The following is a 15,727-nucleotide window of genomic DNA, read 5'->3' as shown; positions in this document are numbered from 1 at the left end:
ATAGCAAAAGAGATCGCCGGAAAAGCGCGGATGACCAACTGTGACAACGAAGGTGATTCGCTATGAGTGGATGGGCGCTTATCACGATGGAGGTTGATGGGTCGACCGACGAGATAGAGGACGACGCTGAACGCCTCGCCGCTGAACAAGACGCATACGTATGCAGATGCCGGAATGGTGTTGTTGTTATCGGTACGTGGGGTTTCTACGAGACGGCGACGGTCAAAAAGATTGGTCAGTCGTTGGCAAAGGACCATTCAGTCAGTCGGTCTATCGTTGTGGATGCAAACGACAATTCCGACACTGCTACCGCTCAAATGTACGATTCGGAGTTTGAGCTTACCGATTCGTACAGTGGAGATCCGTATCGGCATGGGGAAGACGTCGCTGCATACTTCGATATGAATCACGGCCTTCGACCACAAGTTCAGATGTAGCAGCCACTATCGGAATTGGTAGAAGACAATCGCAGTCTTTTTATAGTAAAGGGTTGTATGAGTAAATGGAGATAGAAGACAGATGACGACAAACTTTCAGCATTCGACTCGCACGACGACTCGCACCTACGAAGAGAACGAATTCTACGAACAGAAGTTCGTGGGTGAGAAACACTACGTTGGAGGGCCAGAAGACGTCCGCAAAGAGCTGGACGAAATAGCGGTCGGTGAGCAGATTCGAATCAATGACTGCCCCTACGATGAGGACCGACCGGTGGGAACCATGGCAATCGTTTCGGAGATCGAGGACGACGTGATTCACCTCTCCTGTGGTGGCAATAAACCCCACCGAATCGCACTCCTCGAAGATGAAGCAGTGTACAGACCGCCGAATCCGAATTGCCACCGGACCATCAAAAAACTCGAAGTCCGTCCAATCACCGTCCGCCTCGAAGATGAAGAGACAACTTCCCGAGTCGCGGACCTTATCGACTCCTTCGCTGATGTCGGTAAGTATGGAGATAAGTATGAAGATGACCGGACGTTTGCCCCTGAAAACTACGTAGACGTCGCGGCAAGCATACGGAAGGGTCGGCGGGTGTTCCCTCGTCAAGAGGCACAGATGATTTGCGAGGCTTTCGAACCGCGGTACACTCACGCGAAGAATGCTCATGAGAACCGCGGTGTGATGAAGTATTCAGCACCTCCGTTCGAATACATCTATCAAAAACGGTTCGACTGAAGGCAAAACCCGTCGAGGATTCCGTTCAATATCCTCACTAGCGTTGATGGGAGGTGCAATCCCTTTCGAGGACGTCGGGCAAATTGCCCGTCCTACTATGAACGGATTCCGAGCGGCCATGAAACAGCTGAAAAGAATGCTGAATAGCGAGATAGCGTACGACCGCGGTGTGTCGAAAGAAACGCTCCGAAAACAGCGGAAGAAGTGAGACTTACTCAATTGTTTTTTGCGCTCGTTTAGAAAAGAGAGGGTCGCTATTCGTCGCTTAGGAACCCGAATGGATCGCCAGGTTCCGGGACAATAGTTGTTCGACTCCCTTCACCCCACGTTTCGATGCCGGATGAATCTTGGAGATCCACCGTGATACGATTTGGATCCAAGTGAACATGGATAGTATTGGCGAGAAGCTTCAACTGTAGGTCACCATTGATTATCTCGCCGAGCTCGACGGCACTGGTTTCCTCGGGGATTTCCGGTTTACCTTCCCATTGGATAGTGGCCGAATGGTCTTCTCGGGTGTATTCGATCGTGAGCGTATTCCCTGCATGCTCGACCTCGGTTATTTGCTTTGTGACTCGTGTCATGTACGCATGTACGTTCTACCCAACTAGATAAAAAACTTGCGATTGGCTGTGAATAAACTCCGGAGGTTTGCTGAGAGACAATCGCAATCTTTAACTTAAGTGGGTGCATTGGTGTGAGTGAGGACAGAAGACAGATGATAGACCCAAACTTCAGCCCGGACGACCTGGACCAATTCAATTTCAAATCCGACGTCCGCCGACTCGGTCGGCGCTACCGTGACGGTGAAATTAGCGATACGCGCGAGATTAACTCGTTTGTCGCCCACTACGCCAACCTACTGGTTGATCGGAGTATCGCCTTTGAGGGCAAGGTGACGACGATGCGGTACCACGAGGCGGTCCTAGTGACGGACCCGCCACATCGGAATCCCGCATTCAAACGGTCTTTCCGTGAGGAAATTTGCGAGGAAATGTACTATGCCCCGGACCATGGCCGATTGTACGTTAACCAATTCCGTGATGCGATCGCTAACTACGTGATTCGCGTCGCGACGGAAGCGTTCAAAATCGCCGACCATCGCCACATGCAACAAGCAATGGTATAGAAGCCAATCGCAACCTTTAAGTAGTGAAGGGTACTACAACTGAATGAGGACAGAAGACAGATGTCGAAAGCAACACACACCAACGACGACCAGACCGGAACCGAACAAGCAATCGCCGTCCTCGACGACCTGCATAAGGGCGACAAAGTCGAGATAACGCCCGCGGGGCACGACGTTACCGTTACGTGGGACGTCCGTGAGCGGACTACTGACGATCGTCACGGAGAGAAGTACGACGCGGTGGTTCTTCGAAGTGCGAACCCTGACAAAGTCTACAACTGGGTTCTCGTCCAAGTCGAGAGCGGGAAAGCCTACGGTTATTCCCCCGACCACGGCATGAGTGAAGGCTACCTTGGAGAGTCCAAGACGGCGGAAAAGGTCGAAACGGGACCACAAAACGACGACTTCTACGACCGAAACAACCAGCTGGACCGGGGTGAACTACTTCGAGTTACCCGCTATAATCAGCTGTGCGATGAGAAACCGTCCTGGACTCCGGAAACGGATGAATTGTCCTTCGAGAAAGACAACCTTCCCGGCGATTGGGAAATGTGGGGTTGCAATTCGAGCGGCCAACACATCTACTTTCAGCTTGGGACCCGCGGAGGGATTCACGTCCATGTTGGCTACGTCGGCAGCAAAGACGCATGGTTTGCCGACATTGATGCAGGCCACGCACCGGCAAGCCGGTTCTGCCAGTTGTTCGACTCGCAGAAAGACGCCGAACGCTTCGCCTATGGTCTAATGGCTAACGCGGGACACATCCTCGAAAATGCTGTGAGTGAAGAACGCATGGCAGATTACGACTGGTGGCAGGCATAGACAAAAGCAAAGTACAATCGCAGTCTTTTTATAGTAAGGGGTGTATTGTGTAAACGAGGTCGAAGACAGATGACGACAGCAATACACGCCGACGATGAACCGACACAAAACATCGACGTCCTCGACGATCTGCATGAGGGGGACCGCGTCGAATTCACATACCCGAACAAAGAGGGTAGTTACACATTCCTGGTCATAGAACGTCTGACTGACGAGCGCTACGGTGATGAGTATGAAGCGGTTCTGTTAAGCACCAAACGAGGGTATATCCTCGTGCACATTGACGGTGGCGAGGTCTACGGCAGTCGGCGTGACGGTAATAGTGAAGGCCGTCTTGCAACCGTTGAGACAGCAACGAAAGTCGAAACGGGGCCACTTGAAGACGACTTTTACGACCGCAACCCCCAGCTTGACCGTGCGGAACTACTTCGAGGCACTCAATACGGGCAACTCGTCGATAACGAACCATCGTGGTCCCCCGATACGGACGTGCTGTCTTTTGAGAATGGCAAACAGGCGTGGGAGGAGGGCGGACAACCCGGCGACTGGTGGCTGTGGGGATGTGATAGCGATGGTGAGCAAGTATACTTCCTACTCGGGGGCCGTGACGGTATTCATGTCACCGTAGGATATGTCCCGCGGAAAGATTGCTGGTTCGCCTGTCTCTTGAAAGGGGTTTCATGCAACCTGTCGTTTGAAAAGCTGTTTGATGAGAAAGAAGACGCTGAACGGTTCGCCTATGCGCTGATGGCCAACGCTGGGAATATCCTCGAGAACGGCGACGACGATATGGCAGATTACGACTGGTGGCAAGCTGAGTAACGACCAACCCCCGAACCGCTTTCCGACGAGCGCTTTTCTTTCCAACCATGAACAAGCCGACGCTAGCTGACTTTGGACCTGATGCCGATAGTACCGACGAGCAACCGACGAGTAGTGACGACAGTTGCCCCGATCGTGAGACGACGTCCGCCGGCAGCGGTGGTGAAGGCTCTTGCCCGTGGTGTCTGGCAGCTGTCGATGAGCTCGAGGAGAAACCAGATGGGCGAGTAGCATGCACTCAATGCAATGCTGTGGTACCTGTCGACGCCGAGTGGTTCAAACGAGGTGAGAAGATAGCAATCTAGAATCGCAGTCTTTTTATAGTACCGGGTAGTCAACTAAGGTGGAGACAGAAGACAGATGGAAGATACACAGACGACGTTCGACGACTACGAACTTGAATCGATCTACACACGTGCCTGCCATATGGGGCAGGATTTGTACGAGGAGAATTACGGACGGGTTATCGATGCGGACGACCTCGCAGAACGAGAGGCACTTGACGAAGAGATGTTCGAAGAAGCGACTGCAGACCTTTCGCTTGACCGTCCACAGCGACTGGTGTTCAAAGCCGGCGCATGGGACGGGATCATGGGAGACCCGGGAGCAAGCAAGCCAGACGTCTTCATGCTGGCAGAGGAGGCGGTGTGAGATGGGGAGTCTGAGCCGCAATCGAGCAAAGAGCCGTGTTCGTATGGCGATGAGGCAGGCAGAAGACGAACTGGAGGCAGTCGACAAGAGCGAAGCCCGTGCAACGATACAGAAAAAGACGATTGAGAAACTCCTCGATGTCGCGATGGACAGCCAAGAGCTCAACCGCGTCGCTCGAGAGGTAGCAGTAAATCCAGATGTGCTCGATATCCCTGGAGGTGAAGAAGATGGGTAGTAGTTCATTCCTCCGGATCCTGAAGGACTTGTGCGACGGTGAGATAGCAAACGATCGTGGAGTCACGAAGGAGACGCTCCGAAAAAAGCGCAAGTAGACGTCGACAACAACGATAGAAGATAATCGCAGCCTTTTTTCTTAGCAGTAGTGATTGAGTGACAACGAGAGACTCCGGTTGGGTACTGTCTGTATTTATAATCGCAAGCTTTATTTGTAGTTGGGTTCAACAGTAGGGTATGTCAGAATCAGAAACGACGCCCGAACTATCGGACAAGGACTTCGGAGTCCTTGCACAAACGCTCGCGACCAACTTGGATGCTCGAACGAAGACGCTCGATGACGTCACGCTGCGACTCATGGAGTTGCTCTCGAATGAGCCCGATACGGAAGTTCGCGACGAGACTAAGACGCAAGGCTACGTGTGGTACGGTCGGCACTACGAGGCGGAAGAAGGGCCGGCGTTGTTCCGCCCCGAGTACGGGAGTGAGGAAGAAGACGATCGGCAACCGACCGACGATTTCGTCGACCGTCTCGACGAGCTCGGGCGAGAGATCGAATCCGGTTCGCTAGATCGGTTCGACTTCGTCGAGGAACTCATGCAGCTGCTCGGGGAGCAACCCGGCGTATGGATCGCCGACTCGCCATATGGTGCGGGTGCTGAAGGCAAGGTAAACTACCCGAAGAAGATCGAAGAGACGGATGGGATTGCTGTGTTCCGTCCGAACAACGGACTCCAAGAGTCGGGTGCCAAGTCGTCGATTACCTACGGTGTGCTCAACACGAACGAGACGCCGTATGAGATCGTGGCGACTGGCTTGCAGAAGAACAAGGCCCAGGAGCAAGCTAACGAGCTCGGCGCTGGCCACATGGCCCAGCCCGACACGGTGATCGAGACCGCGAAAGACAACGGTCAGGCCGAGTAACGTCGACGTCTCTTTTTCATCGGTCTTGGTGACTAGCTGTATCTCTATACTTCGTTGCACCTTCTGATACAACAACATAGGAAGAATTATATACTATTGTATCATCGTATACAACGGAGATAGAAGAAAGATGTCCGATGAACCAGACTTCGACGACTACGACCTCCCGATTGACAGCGACTACTTCAGCGTTGAAAATGGTACCTATGATAATACGAACAGTATTGGGTACCACCTTGCAAAGTACCTCGATTCAGACATCTGGGTAGCCTACTCGACCTGGCAATCACCAGATGGAGGTGAGTACTCTGTCAAAGGCATAGGACGACTCTCGTTAGATCCAGTCGAGCTCAATCGTGAACGGATGCACGAAGAGTATCGTGAGAAACTCGAATCGCTCAATGAAGATTATGAGCGAGATGACCTGGAGACAGTACCAGTAACCGACGAACGGATCGAAAAAGACATCGATACACTCGTGAGAGGGTGGGAAGAAGGAGTTGATGTCATTGTTGGCGACGCGGTTTACGAGGGTCTTTCCGCGGTCGACAATCTCACACTTTCCGTGTTGTCCCAAGAGCCATTCTATCACGAGGCACAGGAAATCAAACGGAACCACGACCGCGAATTGACGCCGGACGAATTCGATATCGCGCAAGAGACGCTCGCATCAGAAGCGACACGGAACCAAACGCGCAACAGTACCCACAACGAGTACTTTGCTAGAGTAACCTTCGACGTAGAGCCATGGGAGCTCCGAGCTCTTGAGCTAGAGATCAATGGGGTGTTTCATCGGAATGCAGAAGCGGCGAAGGTCTATGCGATCCGTGAAGAGTCTCCCGGCATCTCGCTTACAGCCATTGGAGAGAAGTTGGGTAAAGACAAAAGCACGGTGAGTCGGCAGCTCAAAGATGCACGAGATCTGATCGAGCGTTCGAATTGGACTGCAGAAACTGTCCACGACCCCGACGACTTGGAACCATTCCCAAGAGATCCGGCAGGAGCACTCGACGTCGTCGGTGATGAATTCGTCGTTGAAGGTATTGATTCCTATCGTGAAGAATGGGGAGAGATGCGAATGCTCGTCACGAATCGTGGAAAGGTGATTCTCGGAGATCCTATCGGTGGCGTACCGGACGATCCAGAAGTGCTCATCGGAGAACGATGCGTGATAAAAGACCACGGCGAATTGCGTGGCGGTGAGCCATTCCAACGAAATTTGCACGTCCACCAAGTCGAATAGCTACACATCTTCGTTTTCTGGCGTGGAAACGGGTGTGTGCGTGAACCCGTGCGTTTTATCGGGTGATCGGGTGGACCACACCCCATATAAGTGAAATCCAATCGCAGTCTTTTTATATTAGTGGGTGTATTGAGTAAACGGAGATAGAAGATAGATGCAAGGTAAATACATCGTTGCGACCGACTCCGAACCGTCGACCGTGCTCGAAGGACCGTACACCACTGACGAAGAAGATGAACTATGGGACGTCTACCGCGGCCAGCTCCAGCGTGCGCACCGTGATCCCGAACGCGATGCGATGGGACTCACTACGTGGGACGAGTGGAAGAAAACGGAGGACTATGATGGAAGGGTCCACTGGACAAATTCGTTCCTGAAGGTGACTCTGTTCGCCGAGAACCATGACGACGGATGGAACATAGGATTCTACGACCGATTCACGAGAGGGTATGTTATCGATGGGTCCGAGAAGTACGATTGCAGTATGGCTGAAGCGTTCATGCACTTTGCCGACCTGCTCAACAACCCCGAGAAGTATCTCGACGTTGACCTTCGGACGGGTGGGTGTTACTACATTCGGGAGGACCATAACGCACACTTTGACGGGCCATTCGAAACGGAAGAAGAAGCGGAAACGCGGCTTGAAGAGATTCGTGAGAACCCGGACGAGAACCGCGTTCGGGACTATCAGGATGCGTCCGAATTCACGATTCATCAGCACATCGTTCTTCCCTCGGAGGCAGAACAATGAATCGCAAGAAGCAGCTGATCTCCGAGACGCGAAAGGATCTCGACTTCGGGGAGACGGTTGCTGTATCGAAAGACGCCGTGAAGAAAGCAGGGAAGCACCTTCGGTTTGAATCCCGGCATGCAGATGAATTCGATACGAGTGAAGCAGAGATGGCGGTATTGGGGAAGCATTTCAACACCGCTGTCGTCGCCCACGAACGGAATGTGTGGGATACGGTGACTGTCCCACGGGAAGATCTCGACGACGTCATGGAATTCCTAGAGTCGGACCCAGCACTCGATAGCGCACCTGATGAGCTCTTAGAGCAAATCGAATCGGTGAAAGAAGCACTCGAATAGGAACTACCCTCCTTTTCTGGCGTGGAAACGGGCGTGTGGCGTGGCGTGGAAACGGGTGTATGCCCGCGAGCGGACCCATTTTCTCGAATATTTGGATTCTGTCACAATTTCCAGTGATAGAAGACAATCGCAGTCTTTATATACTAAGGGGTCCTACAGTAGGATGGAGACAGAAGACAGATGACGAACGCAATGAACGCGATCATGCAGCAGGACGACGACGTCGACCAAACCCCGGACTTCGGAATCATGGCCGGATACGCCAAAGCCAAAGTCTGGAATAGCTACAAAGAGAGTGTCGGAGCACGCAAAGCGCTTGACCACCGACTTGGGAAGGAACTAGAGGGAGTGCTTGAGACGGGTGCTCCACAGTCGATGCTCTGGCCTATGACGGCACTTGCCCGCGAAGGATGGTTCGCCGCGAGTTTTGTCAACAGCCTACCCGAAGATGAGACAATCGTGTTTGCGCTTTGGGAGTCCTTTACGAAAGACGACGTCGACCAAGAGCGGAAACTAGAGGTCGCCCGCCAGTGGTACAAAGACCGACTAAGTGGCTGCATAGGCGTGCAACCCTCCGGTATCCTCCGGGCCAACCTCAAGGACTACAGCGGTGTTGACGCCGACGAATTCCCATCGTACGACGACTACCGGAGTGAGAACTAATGAGCTGGACAGAGATTAGCAAGAACGGTGAAGGGATATCCGTCTCGGTGTATGAAGATGGGCCGGACGGACTCCCAACACTCGTTGAAGAGACGTACTGGACGTGGAGAGAACTAGAAGAGATGGACCACGGTCGTATCTTCCGTCACGGGATGATGGTCGAGAATGAGGTGGTCAAAGATGGCTGTTGAAGTGTCGGAACTTGCGTGCCCGGAGTGTGGTGATATTGGGTCGTATGAGGGAATCGGTCGTGAAGGTGATGCCTGGACCGGGACAACGTACACATTCCGGTACTGTTCCGACTGTGATGTCCGATTCAAATCGGAGGCAAAGCATCTAAGCTCGCCAACAATCAGCCAGTAGAGGCCAATCGCAGTCTTTTTATAGTACTGGTCCGTCTGTTAGGATGAGGTTAGAAGACAGATGACCGTAGAACTACCGGATACGCAAGCAGAATTGGCATACGAAGCAATCAGCCACGTTTACGAGAACCAAGAGGATACTCCGATGATGGAACAAAGTTTCGACCTCGTCCAATTGGAGAAGGTGCTTGCTGAATTCGAACGACAAACGGGAGAGTAGAAACCAATCGCAATCTTTAAGTAGTAACGGGATAACAATACAATGAGGACAGAAGACAGATGTCGAAAGCAATAGACTCCACCCAGACGGACGATAACGAATGGAACAATGCGGTCGAAACGATCCGAGGCGAATACGACGATAGTTACAGTGACCGAGTAACCGCGGCTGCAGAGATCCACCGGTCCACCGACCACAACCCAAAGGCGCTAGGTGGAGAAGGTGTGATGGGGCCACTACTCCGATATCAGAAAATGGACCCGGTCGACGTCTTCGACCAGATCGTTCGGAAAGCGGGCGAAGATGAGGCAGAACAAATCCGTAAGGCAGTCATCGATTATGCTGCCACACTGGAATAGATAGAAGACAATCGCAGTCTTTTTATAGTTAGGGGTGTTACGAGTAAGTGGAGATAGAAGACAGATGACGAAACTCACAGACTCGTACGAAGTGACGTTCGCTCACGAAACGCTCGACGACGTCGACGTTACCGTCGAACCGGGCGATGAAGAAACAGTTTCCGACGAAGCAAAGGAACGGTACACGGAGCGTACGCTCGCTATAGAGGCGGCGATTGATATCCTCTACGAGGCACCTGCATTCGATGAAATCAGCTATACAATCAAGCAACGGATGGCCGTCTCGAACGTGAAACAACTCGCCTGATACCCGATCAGGAACCAAAACACGAGGATATCCTCGACGACTACTTTTCCCGTTGGTTGCAGAGACTACAATCTCTCGACAGCCATAGCTCATCGTTGGGTTACTGATTCTCGTGTTTTCCAAAAGAGGATTTTTCGAAGCGGGTTTTTCTTAGTAGTGGACGTCTGCCGGGACAATCCACAGGTTCTCGTCGCCATCGAGGACACGGTCAAGCCGCTCTCGACCACGAATACCTTCGCCGAATTCGGAATACAGATACACCGATGGGCCATTATACGCGCCAAGATTATGGAACGTATGGCGGATTAGGTCTTTGTCGTTCATTATCTCGTCGTCATCGAGGTCGTTAACCGCTGTTCGTACCTTCTCAAGGTTGCGTTCGAATTCCTGTTTGGTTGCTTCCCAGCCACGCTCTAGCAGCTCTTCCCCATCGTCAGACTCGACTGGTTCCGCGACCGGGAGGTCGCCCCATCGTGCCTTGCCGGCGACAGATGACGTCTCGTCGTCAAACGTCACGTAGTAGTCAAACCGTGATTTACTGTTGCGTCCCGTACCGACGAGGCGGTCAAACGCCGATTTCCCGTTTGCAAGTGCTTCGTCTTCAGTCTGTGCTTCCACAAGTGCGTATATTTCTTGGTGCATTGGTTCGTCCTCATCTATACAATATACTCCTTAGTATATAAAGACCGCGATTGAAGATTGTACATAAGTAGGATACAATCGCGGTCTTTAAGTATAGGCGGTGCATTGGAGTAAATGGAGATAGAAGACAGATGGAATACGATACGCTACCAATCGAGTACAGTCAGTCAGAAGATGGACGCGAAGGCGAGATGGAGATCGACCTGCAGCTACCCGACGATGCGGAATATGACGTTGATGAGAGCGACGGAACAATCATCGTTCAATGGTGGAGAGGTGAAGAGCAATGAACTTGGGCGCTATTCGGCAACTGCACATCGACGTAAGCCCAGAACAACCCGAGAACCTCCCGCCGGTTCGCGACGAATACCGACCTCCAACGGCAGATATCAAGTTCGGCGGTGGTGCCCGATGGTTCGTCCTCCAGCACTTGCTTACCGAAGACGAGCCGCTCTACCAGAAGATTAGCGCAAAGGGAATGAACAAACCCGTCACGCTTACGCTCCACGACCTCCGGGAATTGAAGTTCCTGCTAGATCGTGCCGGTGGACAGAAACCGAATAGCGCGCTCAACCTCTCGATGTCGGTCGACCACGCGATCCGCCGGCTTGACGACCACTACGAAGACGACTAGACGGTCGTCACGCGGTTTCTTTTCCCAACCCGCCGGCAGACACCAATCCAGTTAGCAACGAACTCAACGAGATTGTGACGGCAGCTGCAATACAAACGCGAGAAGGGTGTCCGGTTGTTATGCTATCGGCTTCGTCATAACCCGTGGGTCGTATTCAATCATCTGAATGAGTATCCAGAACGCGACAGACATAGTTTGTACGGAGTTGTTCGGGTTGTTCGGCGTTACATGCTCGCCGTCGATGTCCATACCGAGTGTGTAGGTATTCGTAGCTTGGCAACTTTCTCCGTCGATAGTCGTATAGGTAGCGTTCTGCCGGATCGAGTATCGAATTCCATCAATCTCGGCGATGACCTCGAATTCGAATGGCATCTTGATGTCGACCTCGCAACCCATCTGTTCGAGCATCCAGATGTCGGAAAGAGCCGCCATCATACCACTGTCCTCTTTAGTTTCGTGTTGTGGCTCCGTGCATCCGTCAAGGATACGTGCGTAGTTGTCGTTTATCTCTAGCGAACTGTCCGTCTCTTCCGTCTGTGTTTGGCTCATCTGTGTTCGACCTCGTTTACACTGTCTCACCATTACTATTTAAAGATTGCGATTGTGTTTGAGAGAAGTCCCGGAGTTTTGTTGAGTCTTAATCGCAATCTTTATATTAGCTGGGTGCATTGGTGTTGGTGAGGACAGAAGATAGATGCAGAATACAATCAAAGGCGGTCCACGAAATCGAAAAGAAGTGAATATCGACAAGTCCGTAACTTGTGCTCTCTGTGGCAATCTTGCAGACGAGCGTGAGACACAGAGTCTTTGGGAGGATGATTATCAAGGAAATGGGGCAGACATGGCTGAGAAAGTCCGAGATCTACCAGATGGGGAAGCACATAGTGAATGCTTTGAGGAGAAGGTGTTCGCATAATGGCATACTGGAAGTACCACATCAAATCTGGCGACTTGCTGGAATTCACGTACGAGAACGAAGATGGTGTTGTCCGAAGCCGCTACGGGACGCTCAAGGCGATAGTCTTCCCGCCAGGCTTCGACCAGGATGCCGTCGAGACCACCGACGATATACCGCTCTCGGAGATGGACGTCCGTATCCAGTCAGGGACCGAAACGGTGGATGTACCACTTGATGATGTAACGTCGCGTACGAAGAAAGAGGACCGAGAGACCGATATCCCGGCACTCTCCGAAGGTCTCCGATTCTCGGGTGGGGTTGGTCAGAAAAGCTAATCGCAATCTTTAAGTTATAGTGGGTGCATTGCTTAGATGGAGATAGAAGACAGATGCTAAGCAAGCACACCACGTTCGGCAACGACGACGTCCTGTACCAGATCGCAGAAACGACCGACGAAACCGCAACCGTCACGTGCAAAAAAGGCGGATGGAACGACCAAGAAGCCACGCACGAAGAGGTCGCGGAACTAATCGAAGCGGAGGATTTTGAGACGTATAGTGGCGGTTCGCTCGACCAGCTCAAAGGAATTGGGTCAGCTAGCGCTCCGGTGATCGAGCGCGAGACCGGATGCTCGACGCCGAAAGAGCTTATCGCTCACTACCTGAACGAAGGCGGTGAGGAGGTCGCTGATGCTGTTCGTCGTCTCGACTACCTGCACGATGAATTGTTCAATTGGGGAGTTACTGACCGTGATCTAGGCTTCGATTCGGACGGTACGACCAAAGTCACGGTGATGGCATACCTTCGTATCGTCGGGTGCCACAAAGGGAACATTCAGCCACGAGGCGAGATAGTAACGAAATACACCGGTCACGTCCAAAATGAGAAAGTGACTGTAGACGACGTTCGGTGGGACGACGAGCATGACGATTATATGAACCCGAGTACGTCGATGACCATCTCAACGGTCGGACGCTCCAAAGAGCTATTCGAACCTGTCGATGCTACTCCGACGAATATCGAACGTATCGACCGGGGTATGCGCTACGAATACGAAGACAATCAGTCGATGATTTCGAATGAGCATATCGAGCAACTCCAAGATGAATTAGGCTTCGATATCACGAACCCTGAAAACGTGTGCGTCAATCCGTCTGAATCGGACTATCCGGTGATGATCGACATTCCCGAGAACGACGCCTGTATCTTCGTCGCGCCGCGAGTCACTGAATAGTAGAAGACAATCGCAGTCTTTTTATAGTAAAGGGTTGTATGGGTAAATGGAGATAGAAGACAGATGACGACAGTAGAAAAAGAAGTCAATACGGTTGCAAAGAAGGTCATGAATCGTGCGGTCGAAGAGGATGATTTCGACTACGGGATGACAGTCGGGCAGGTAGCCGGGAATCGCCTAGAGCACGTCGATCCCACGGTGAAGATGAAGATCATTGATGAGAAAGGCTGGGATGCGGATAACCTCCATGAGTTCTGGGAAGATCACACTCTCGAGTCTGCAATCAATACGGCGGCTTTCGCCGCAATGAAGCACATGGTGTTCGATAAACTCGACCCCTACTTCCACCCGGACAACGTGCCACAGGAAGATCACCAAACGATCACCAACTACGACGATATCCGTGATTCGTTGTCGTTGATCCTTGCAAAAAGACACCCACAATCGCAAGAACAGATCCTAGCGAATCTGGATGATGCGGTTTCGAATAATTCAGATCAACTAGTCATGGAAGGCAACGAGGCATAGGAGGACGAGCATACACACAAGGTGTACTAACCCAGATACAATCGCAGTCTTTTTATAGTAGTGGTGTGAAGCGTAGGGTGAGGACAGAACCAATGTCTACGAACCAAACGCCGGGACAGAACCACCCGGAACAGAACCCCTACGAACGGAATACCAACGAGCGGACAGCAGGCCATGCACCTGTTGAGGATGTCTGGTACAAATATGCGTCCTCGCCCGGCGTTCAATTCAAAGTAACGGGAGAGAGGACAATGGGAGATGCCCACAAAATCGACTACTACGAGATCGAGTACCGGTCGGGCACGACGGGACACATCCCCTTCAGCACGTTCCACAACCAGCACCTGAAGGAAGCAATCGTTCCCACGGAATAGAAGCGAATCGCAGTCTTTTTATAGTAAAGGGTTGTAAGACTAAACGGAGATAGAAGACAGATGAAAGCGACAACCACGAACCCGACCGACGAAGCAACGACCACCGTTTCCGATGGCGGTGTCGAATACCGAAAGTTCCGACTCAATCACCCGAAGAACTACCTCGGCGTTCCGTTGGCGGTCCTCCGGGAAGAAGCGTACGGGGAAGACGCCGACGAGATCATCGAATCACAAATCGTCGGTATGTCGAAGCAAGCGCGCAATGGTGCCGAGAATCTCGGCCTGATCACCGACGACGGAGAACTTACCCGACTCGGAGATTCGGTAGCAGACAAAGCGGTTCAGATTCATGAAGGCTCTCAGGAGGCGCTCGACTTCATTGAGTCGCTCAAGGGCACGCGGTCGCGTTTCATCGAAGATGCTCCCCAGTGGACGGAGATCGCCGAGAAAGTGGCACTGTCGTACCACCCGACCCAACGTATCGTCTCGATCCTCAAGGAGAACGGTGGAAAACTCACGCTTCCCGGTCTCGTCCTTGCGGCCTATGACGAAGATCCGGCGTTTGCTCACGAGATGTTCATTCGTCCATCGTCTCCGCTCGCCAAGTCCGGGGATGTGGATCTAGAAGACGCACTCCAAGACGCCGATACCTACCGCTCGCCGACCACGCACCAGTACAAGGCGCTCCTGTATCACTGTGGTATCCTGACGACGACTGGTGCCGACTCGTCCCGTCTCGATCCCGTCGAGGACGTGTGGGAATTGGAACCGATAGGACACACAAACTGGGAGAGTCGAATAGCACACGATACATTTTCCAACTGTTCCGAATAGTATTCTTTCTGTCTATTGAACCATATTCAGTATCTTTATTAGTGATAGGCGCGTACGGTGTGATGAGGACGAACACAGAACCAATGAAATCACAACCAACGACCAAGCAAACCAGAACCAGCGAAATACTCGAAGACTCTCGGCCACTCCCGGAGTCGTGGGGGCGTCTCGGCTCCGAGTGTTCGCTCACGCCAGAGGAAAAGGGAGGAGTGACGCATTACGCCGTGGAGGTCACAATCAAACACCTTCTACACGCCACGCCAAAGGGTCGTAATGAGATCGATTTTTCCGAGGGGCTGAACCTCGTCGTCCGATACGTCACTGCTGATGGGAAGCATGCGTTCGCCAAATCGTTCGAGGGTTCGATCATCTCGGATGGTAACAACACGACAGTAGTCCCTCGATCTGTGTTTCGTGGGCAGCCAAGCAACTTCATCTCAAAATACATCGTCCAACCCGACCGGCTAAATTCCGCTCCCACACACCCTGACGATCCAGAACGGGTGAAATCAATCTACGACATTTGAGTTAAATTACTGGATAGTAATCAACTCATCAATTATCACTTTACAAAACTAG

The 15,727-nt window shown here is 52.1% G+C and carries 27 protein-coding genes; 24 read left to right on the top strand and 3 right to left on the bottom strand.

Annotated features, from left to right (window positions below):
• Positions 1–62 precede the first annotated feature (62 nt).
• Both AC1XDK_RS20120 and AC1XDK_RS20115 read left to right on the top strand, forming a co-directional pair.
• On the top strand, positions 63–437 hold the full coding sequence (locus AC1XDK_RS20120; RefSeq protein WP_483351762.1) for a hypothetical protein: 375 nt from the start codon (positions 63–65) through the stop codon (positions 435–437).
• An 82-nt stretch (positions 438–519) separates the two neighbouring features.
• Positions 520–1,179 carry a hypothetical protein gene (locus AC1XDK_RS20115; RefSeq protein WP_483351761.1) on the top strand — a complete coding sequence of 220 codons (660 nt, stop codon included), beginning with the start codon at positions 520–522 and terminating at the stop codon, positions 1,177–1,179.
• Positions 1,180–1,433: 254 nt separating this feature from the next.
• Here the strand turns inward: AC1XDK_RS20115 and AC1XDK_RS20110 are convergent, their stop codons facing one another.
• Positions 1,434–1,763, bottom strand: coding sequence for a hypothetical protein (locus AC1XDK_RS20110; protein WP_483351760.1), 330 nt, complete (start codon positions 1,761–1,763; stop codon positions 1,434–1,436).
• A 134-nt stretch (positions 1,764–1,897) separates the two neighbouring features.
• On the opposite strand from AC1XDK_RS20110, the gene AC1XDK_RS20105 reads away from it, so the two are divergent.
• The 14 genes from AC1XDK_RS20105 (at position 1,898) to AC1XDK_RS20040 (ending at position 10,004) form a co-directional block, all read left to right on the top strand.
• Positions 1,898–2,308: a hypothetical protein gene (locus AC1XDK_RS20105; protein WP_483351759.1), complete on the top strand. Its 411-nt coding sequence runs from the start codon at positions 1,898–1,900 to the stop codon at positions 2,306–2,308.
• 60 nt (positions 2,309–2,368) lie between these two features.
• Positions 2,369–3,130: a hypothetical protein gene (locus tag AC1XDK_RS20100; protein WP_483351758.1), complete on the top strand. Its 762-nt coding sequence runs from the start codon at positions 2,369–2,371 to the stop codon at positions 3,128–3,130.
• 69 nt (positions 3,131–3,199) lie between these two features.
• The gene (locus tag AC1XDK_RS20095) at positions 3,200–3,952 is read left to right on the top strand and encodes a hypothetical protein (protein ID WP_483351757.1); all 753 of its coding nucleotides are present in this window, start codon (positions 3,200–3,202) and stop codon (positions 3,950–3,952) included.
• Positions 3,953–4,312: 360 nt separating this feature from the next.
• Positions 4,313–4,603, top strand: coding sequence for a hypothetical protein (locus AC1XDK_RS20090; RefSeq protein WP_483351756.1), 291 nt, complete (start codon positions 4,313–4,315; stop codon positions 4,601–4,603).
• 49 nt (positions 4,604–4,652) lie between these two features.
• Positions 4,653–4,838: a hypothetical protein gene (locus AC1XDK_RS20085; protein WP_483351755.1), complete on the top strand. Its 186-nt coding sequence runs from the start codon at positions 4,653–4,655 to the stop codon at positions 4,836–4,838.
• 236 nt (positions 4,839–5,074) lie between these two features.
• Positions 5,075–5,761, top strand: a complete 687-nt coding sequence (locus AC1XDK_RS20080; RefSeq protein WP_483351754.1) for a hypothetical protein — start codon at positions 5,075–5,077, stop codon at positions 5,759–5,761.
• A gap of 130 nt (positions 5,762–5,891) precedes the next feature.
• Positions 5,892–7,004 (top strand): hypothetical protein, encoded by a 1,113-nt coding sequence (locus AC1XDK_RS20075; RefSeq protein ID WP_483351753.1) that lies wholly within the window; start codon positions 5,892–5,894, stop codon positions 7,002–7,004.
• Between the two features lie 154 nt (positions 7,005–7,158).
• Complete coding sequence (locus AC1XDK_RS20070) at positions 7,159–7,755, top strand: hypothetical protein (protein ID WP_483351752.1); 597 nt, start codon at positions 7,159–7,161, stop codon at positions 7,753–7,755.
• The gene (locus AC1XDK_RS20065) at positions 7,752–8,093 is read left to right on the top strand and encodes a hypothetical protein (protein ID WP_483351751.1); all 342 of its coding nucleotides are present in this window, start codon (positions 7,752–7,754) and stop codon (positions 8,091–8,093) included. The genes AC1XDK_RS20070 and AC1XDK_RS20065 overlap by 4 nt, the downstream gene beginning before the upstream one ends.
• 180 nt (positions 8,094–8,273) lie before the next feature.
• A complete protein-coding gene (locus AC1XDK_RS20060; protein ID WP_483351750.1) occupies positions 8,274–8,756 on the top strand; it encodes a hypothetical protein in 483 nt (160 codons plus the stop codon).
• On the top strand, positions 8,756–8,947 hold the full coding sequence (locus AC1XDK_RS20055; RefSeq protein WP_483351749.1) for a hypothetical protein: 192 nt from the start codon (positions 8,756–8,758) through the stop codon (positions 8,945–8,947). Before AC1XDK_RS20060 ends, AC1XDK_RS20055 begins: the two co-directional genes overlap by 1 nt.
• A gap of 232 nt (positions 8,948–9,179) precedes the next feature.
• The gene (locus tag AC1XDK_RS20050) at positions 9,180–9,338 is read left to right on the top strand and encodes a hypothetical protein (protein WP_483351748.1); all 159 of its coding nucleotides are present in this window, start codon (positions 9,180–9,182) and stop codon (positions 9,336–9,338) included.
• A 59-nt stretch (positions 9,339–9,397) separates the two neighbouring features.
• Complete coding sequence (locus AC1XDK_RS20045) at positions 9,398–9,697, top strand: hypothetical protein (protein ID WP_483351747.1); 300 nt, start codon at positions 9,398–9,400, stop codon at positions 9,695–9,697.
• 64 nt (positions 9,698–9,761) lie between these two features.
• Positions 9,762–10,004, top strand: a complete 243-nt coding sequence (locus AC1XDK_RS20040) for a hypothetical protein (RefSeq protein ID WP_483351746.1) — start codon at positions 9,762–9,764, stop codon at positions 10,002–10,004.
• A 150-nt stretch (positions 10,005–10,154) separates the two neighbouring features.
• On the opposite strand, the gene AC1XDK_RS20035 is transcribed toward AC1XDK_RS20040, so the two are convergent.
• Positions 10,155–10,646, bottom strand: coding sequence for a DUF7995 family protein (locus AC1XDK_RS20035; RefSeq protein ID WP_483351745.1), 492 nt, complete (start codon positions 10,644–10,646; stop codon positions 10,155–10,157).
• A 131-nt stretch (positions 10,647–10,777) separates the two neighbouring features.
• Between AC1XDK_RS20035 and AC1XDK_RS20030 the strand changes: the two genes are divergently transcribed.
• The gene (locus tag AC1XDK_RS20030) at positions 10,778–10,936 is read left to right on the top strand and encodes a hypothetical protein (RefSeq protein WP_483351744.1); all 159 of its coding nucleotides are present in this window, start codon (positions 10,778–10,780) and stop codon (positions 10,934–10,936) included.
• On the top strand, positions 10,933–11,280 hold the full coding sequence (locus tag AC1XDK_RS20025; RefSeq protein ID WP_483351743.1) for a hypothetical protein: 348 nt from the start codon (positions 10,933–10,935) through the stop codon (positions 11,278–11,280). The genes AC1XDK_RS20030 and AC1XDK_RS20025 overlap by 4 nt, the downstream gene beginning before the upstream one ends.
• A 117-nt stretch (positions 11,281–11,397) precedes the next feature.
• On the opposite strand, the gene AC1XDK_RS20020 is transcribed toward AC1XDK_RS20025, so the two are convergent.
• Complete coding sequence (locus AC1XDK_RS20020) at positions 11,398–11,829, bottom strand: hypothetical protein (protein WP_483351742.1); 432 nt, start codon at positions 11,827–11,829, stop codon at positions 11,398–11,400.
• 366 nt (positions 11,830–12,195) lie between these two features.
• On the opposite strand from AC1XDK_RS20020, the gene AC1XDK_RS20015 reads away from it, so the two are divergent.
• The 6 genes from AC1XDK_RS20015 (at position 12,196) to AC1XDK_RS19990 (ending at position 15,675) form a co-directional block, all read left to right on the top strand.
• Positions 12,196–12,513: a hypothetical protein gene (locus AC1XDK_RS20015; RefSeq protein WP_483351741.1), complete on the top strand. Its 318-nt coding sequence runs from the start codon at positions 12,196–12,198 to the stop codon at positions 12,511–12,513.
• 53 nt (positions 12,514–12,566) lie between these two features.
• A complete protein-coding gene (locus AC1XDK_RS20010) occupies positions 12,567–13,412 on the top strand; it encodes a hypothetical protein (RefSeq protein WP_483351740.1) in 846 nt (281 codons plus the stop codon).
• A 63-nt stretch (positions 13,413–13,475) separates the two neighbouring features.
• Entirely contained in the window at positions 13,476–13,940 is a 465-nt protein-coding gene (locus AC1XDK_RS20005) for a hypothetical protein (RefSeq protein WP_483351739.1), read from the top strand.
• Between the two features lie 92 nt (positions 13,941–14,032).
• Positions 14,033–14,314 carry a hypothetical protein gene (locus AC1XDK_RS20000; protein ID WP_483351738.1) on the top strand — a complete coding sequence of 94 codons (282 nt, stop codon included), beginning with the start codon at positions 14,033–14,035 and terminating at the stop codon, positions 14,312–14,314.
• 60 nt (positions 14,315–14,374) lie between these two features.
• Entirely contained in the window at positions 14,375–15,148 is a 774-nt protein-coding gene (locus tag AC1XDK_RS19995; RefSeq protein WP_483351737.1) for a hypothetical protein, read from the top strand.
• 62 nt (positions 15,149–15,210) lie between these two features.
• Positions 15,211–15,675, top strand: a complete 465-nt coding sequence (locus AC1XDK_RS19990; protein ID WP_483351736.1) for a hypothetical protein — start codon at positions 15,211–15,213, stop codon at positions 15,673–15,675.
• Positions 15,676–15,727: the final 52 nt, after the last annotated feature.

The organism is Haladaptatus sp. HS23, from assembly GCF_056892285.1.
The sequence above is the reverse complement of the archived record's forward strand: the minus strand, read 5'-3'. Positions and strand labels throughout refer to the sequence as shown.

Coding starts and splice junctions, on each gene's coding strand:
- AC1XDK_RS20040 (WP_483351746.1), top strand. CDS start 9,762: ATGACGAAACTCACAGACTCGTACGAAGTGACGTTCGCTCACGAAACG.
- AC1XDK_RS20100 (WP_483351758.1), top strand. CDS start 2,369: ATGTCGAAAGCAACACACACCAACGACGACCAGACCGGAACCGAACAA.
- AC1XDK_RS20090 (WP_483351756.1), top strand. CDS start 4,313: ATGGAAGATACACAGACGACGTTCGACGACTACGAACTTGAATCGATC.
- AC1XDK_RS20075 (WP_483351753.1), top strand. CDS start 5,892: ATGTCCGATGAACCAGACTTCGACGACTACGACCTCCCGATTGACAGC.
- AC1XDK_RS19995 (WP_483351737.1), top strand. CDS start 14,375: ATGAAAGCGACAACCACGAACCCGACCGACGAAGCAACGACCACCGTT.
- AC1XDK_RS20085 (WP_483351755.1), top strand. CDS start 4,653: ATGAGGCAGGCAGAAGACGAACTGGAGGCAGTCGACAAGAGCGAAGCC.
- AC1XDK_RS20070 (WP_483351752.1), top strand. CDS start 7,159: ATGCAAGGTAAATACATCGTTGCGACCGACTCCGAACCGTCGACCGTG.
- AC1XDK_RS20020 (WP_483351742.1), bottom strand. CDS start 11,829: ATGAGCCAAACACAGACGGAAGAGACGGACAGTTCGCTAGAGATAAAC.
- AC1XDK_RS20105 (WP_483351759.1), top strand. CDS start 1,898: ATGATAGACCCAAACTTCAGCCCGGACGACCTGGACCAATTCAATTTC.
- AC1XDK_RS20120 (WP_483351762.1), top strand. CDS start 63: ATGAGTGGATGGGCGCTTATCACGATGGAGGTTGATGGGTCGACCGAC.
- AC1XDK_RS20110 (WP_483351760.1), bottom strand. CDS start 1,763: ATGACACGAGTCACAAAGCAAATAACCGAGGTCGAGCATGCAGGGAAT.
- AC1XDK_RS20015 (WP_483351741.1), top strand. CDS start 12,196: ATGGCATACTGGAAGTACCACATCAAATCTGGCGACTTGCTGGAATTC.
- AC1XDK_RS20025 (WP_483351743.1), top strand. CDS start 10,933: ATGAACTTGGGCGCTATTCGGCAACTGCACATCGACGTAAGCCCAGAA.
- AC1XDK_RS20035 (WP_483351745.1), bottom strand. CDS start 10,646: ATGCACCAAGAAATATACGCACTTGTGGAAGCACAGACTGAAGACGAA.
- AC1XDK_RS20060 (WP_483351750.1), top strand. CDS start 8,274: ATGACGAACGCAATGAACGCGATCATGCAGCAGGACGACGACGTCGAC.
- AC1XDK_RS20115 (WP_483351761.1), top strand. CDS start 520: ATGACGACAAACTTTCAGCATTCGACTCGCACGACGACTCGCACCTAC.
- AC1XDK_RS20000 (WP_483351738.1), top strand. CDS start 14,033: ATGTCTACGAACCAAACGCCGGGACAGAACCACCCGGAACAGAACCCC.
- AC1XDK_RS20045 (WP_483351747.1), top strand. CDS start 9,398: ATGTCGAAAGCAATAGACTCCACCCAGACGGACGATAACGAATGGAAC.
- AC1XDK_RS20050 (WP_483351748.1), top strand. CDS start 9,180: ATGACCGTAGAACTACCGGATACGCAAGCAGAATTGGCATACGAAGCA.
- AC1XDK_RS20005 (WP_483351739.1), top strand. CDS start 13,476: ATGACGACAGTAGAAAAAGAAGTCAATACGGTTGCAAAGAAGGTCATG.
- AC1XDK_RS20065 (WP_483351751.1), top strand. CDS start 7,752: ATGAATCGCAAGAAGCAGCTGATCTCCGAGACGCGAAAGGATCTCGAC.
- AC1XDK_RS20010 (WP_483351740.1), top strand. CDS start 12,567: ATGCTAAGCAAGCACACCACGTTCGGCAACGACGACGTCCTGTACCAG.
- AC1XDK_RS20030 (WP_483351744.1), top strand. CDS start 10,778: ATGGAATACGATACGCTACCAATCGAGTACAGTCAGTCAGAAGATGGA.
- AC1XDK_RS20055 (WP_483351749.1), top strand. CDS start 8,756: ATGAGCTGGACAGAGATTAGCAAGAACGGTGAAGGGATATCCGTCTCG.
- AC1XDK_RS20095 (WP_483351757.1), top strand. CDS start 3,200: ATGACGACAGCAATACACGCCGACGATGAACCGACACAAAACATCGAC.
- AC1XDK_RS20080 (WP_483351754.1), top strand. CDS start 5,075: ATGTCAGAATCAGAAACGACGCCCGAACTATCGGACAAGGACTTCGGA.
- AC1XDK_RS19990 (WP_483351736.1), top strand. CDS start 15,211: ATGAGGACGAACACAGAACCAATGAAATCACAACCAACGACCAAGCAA.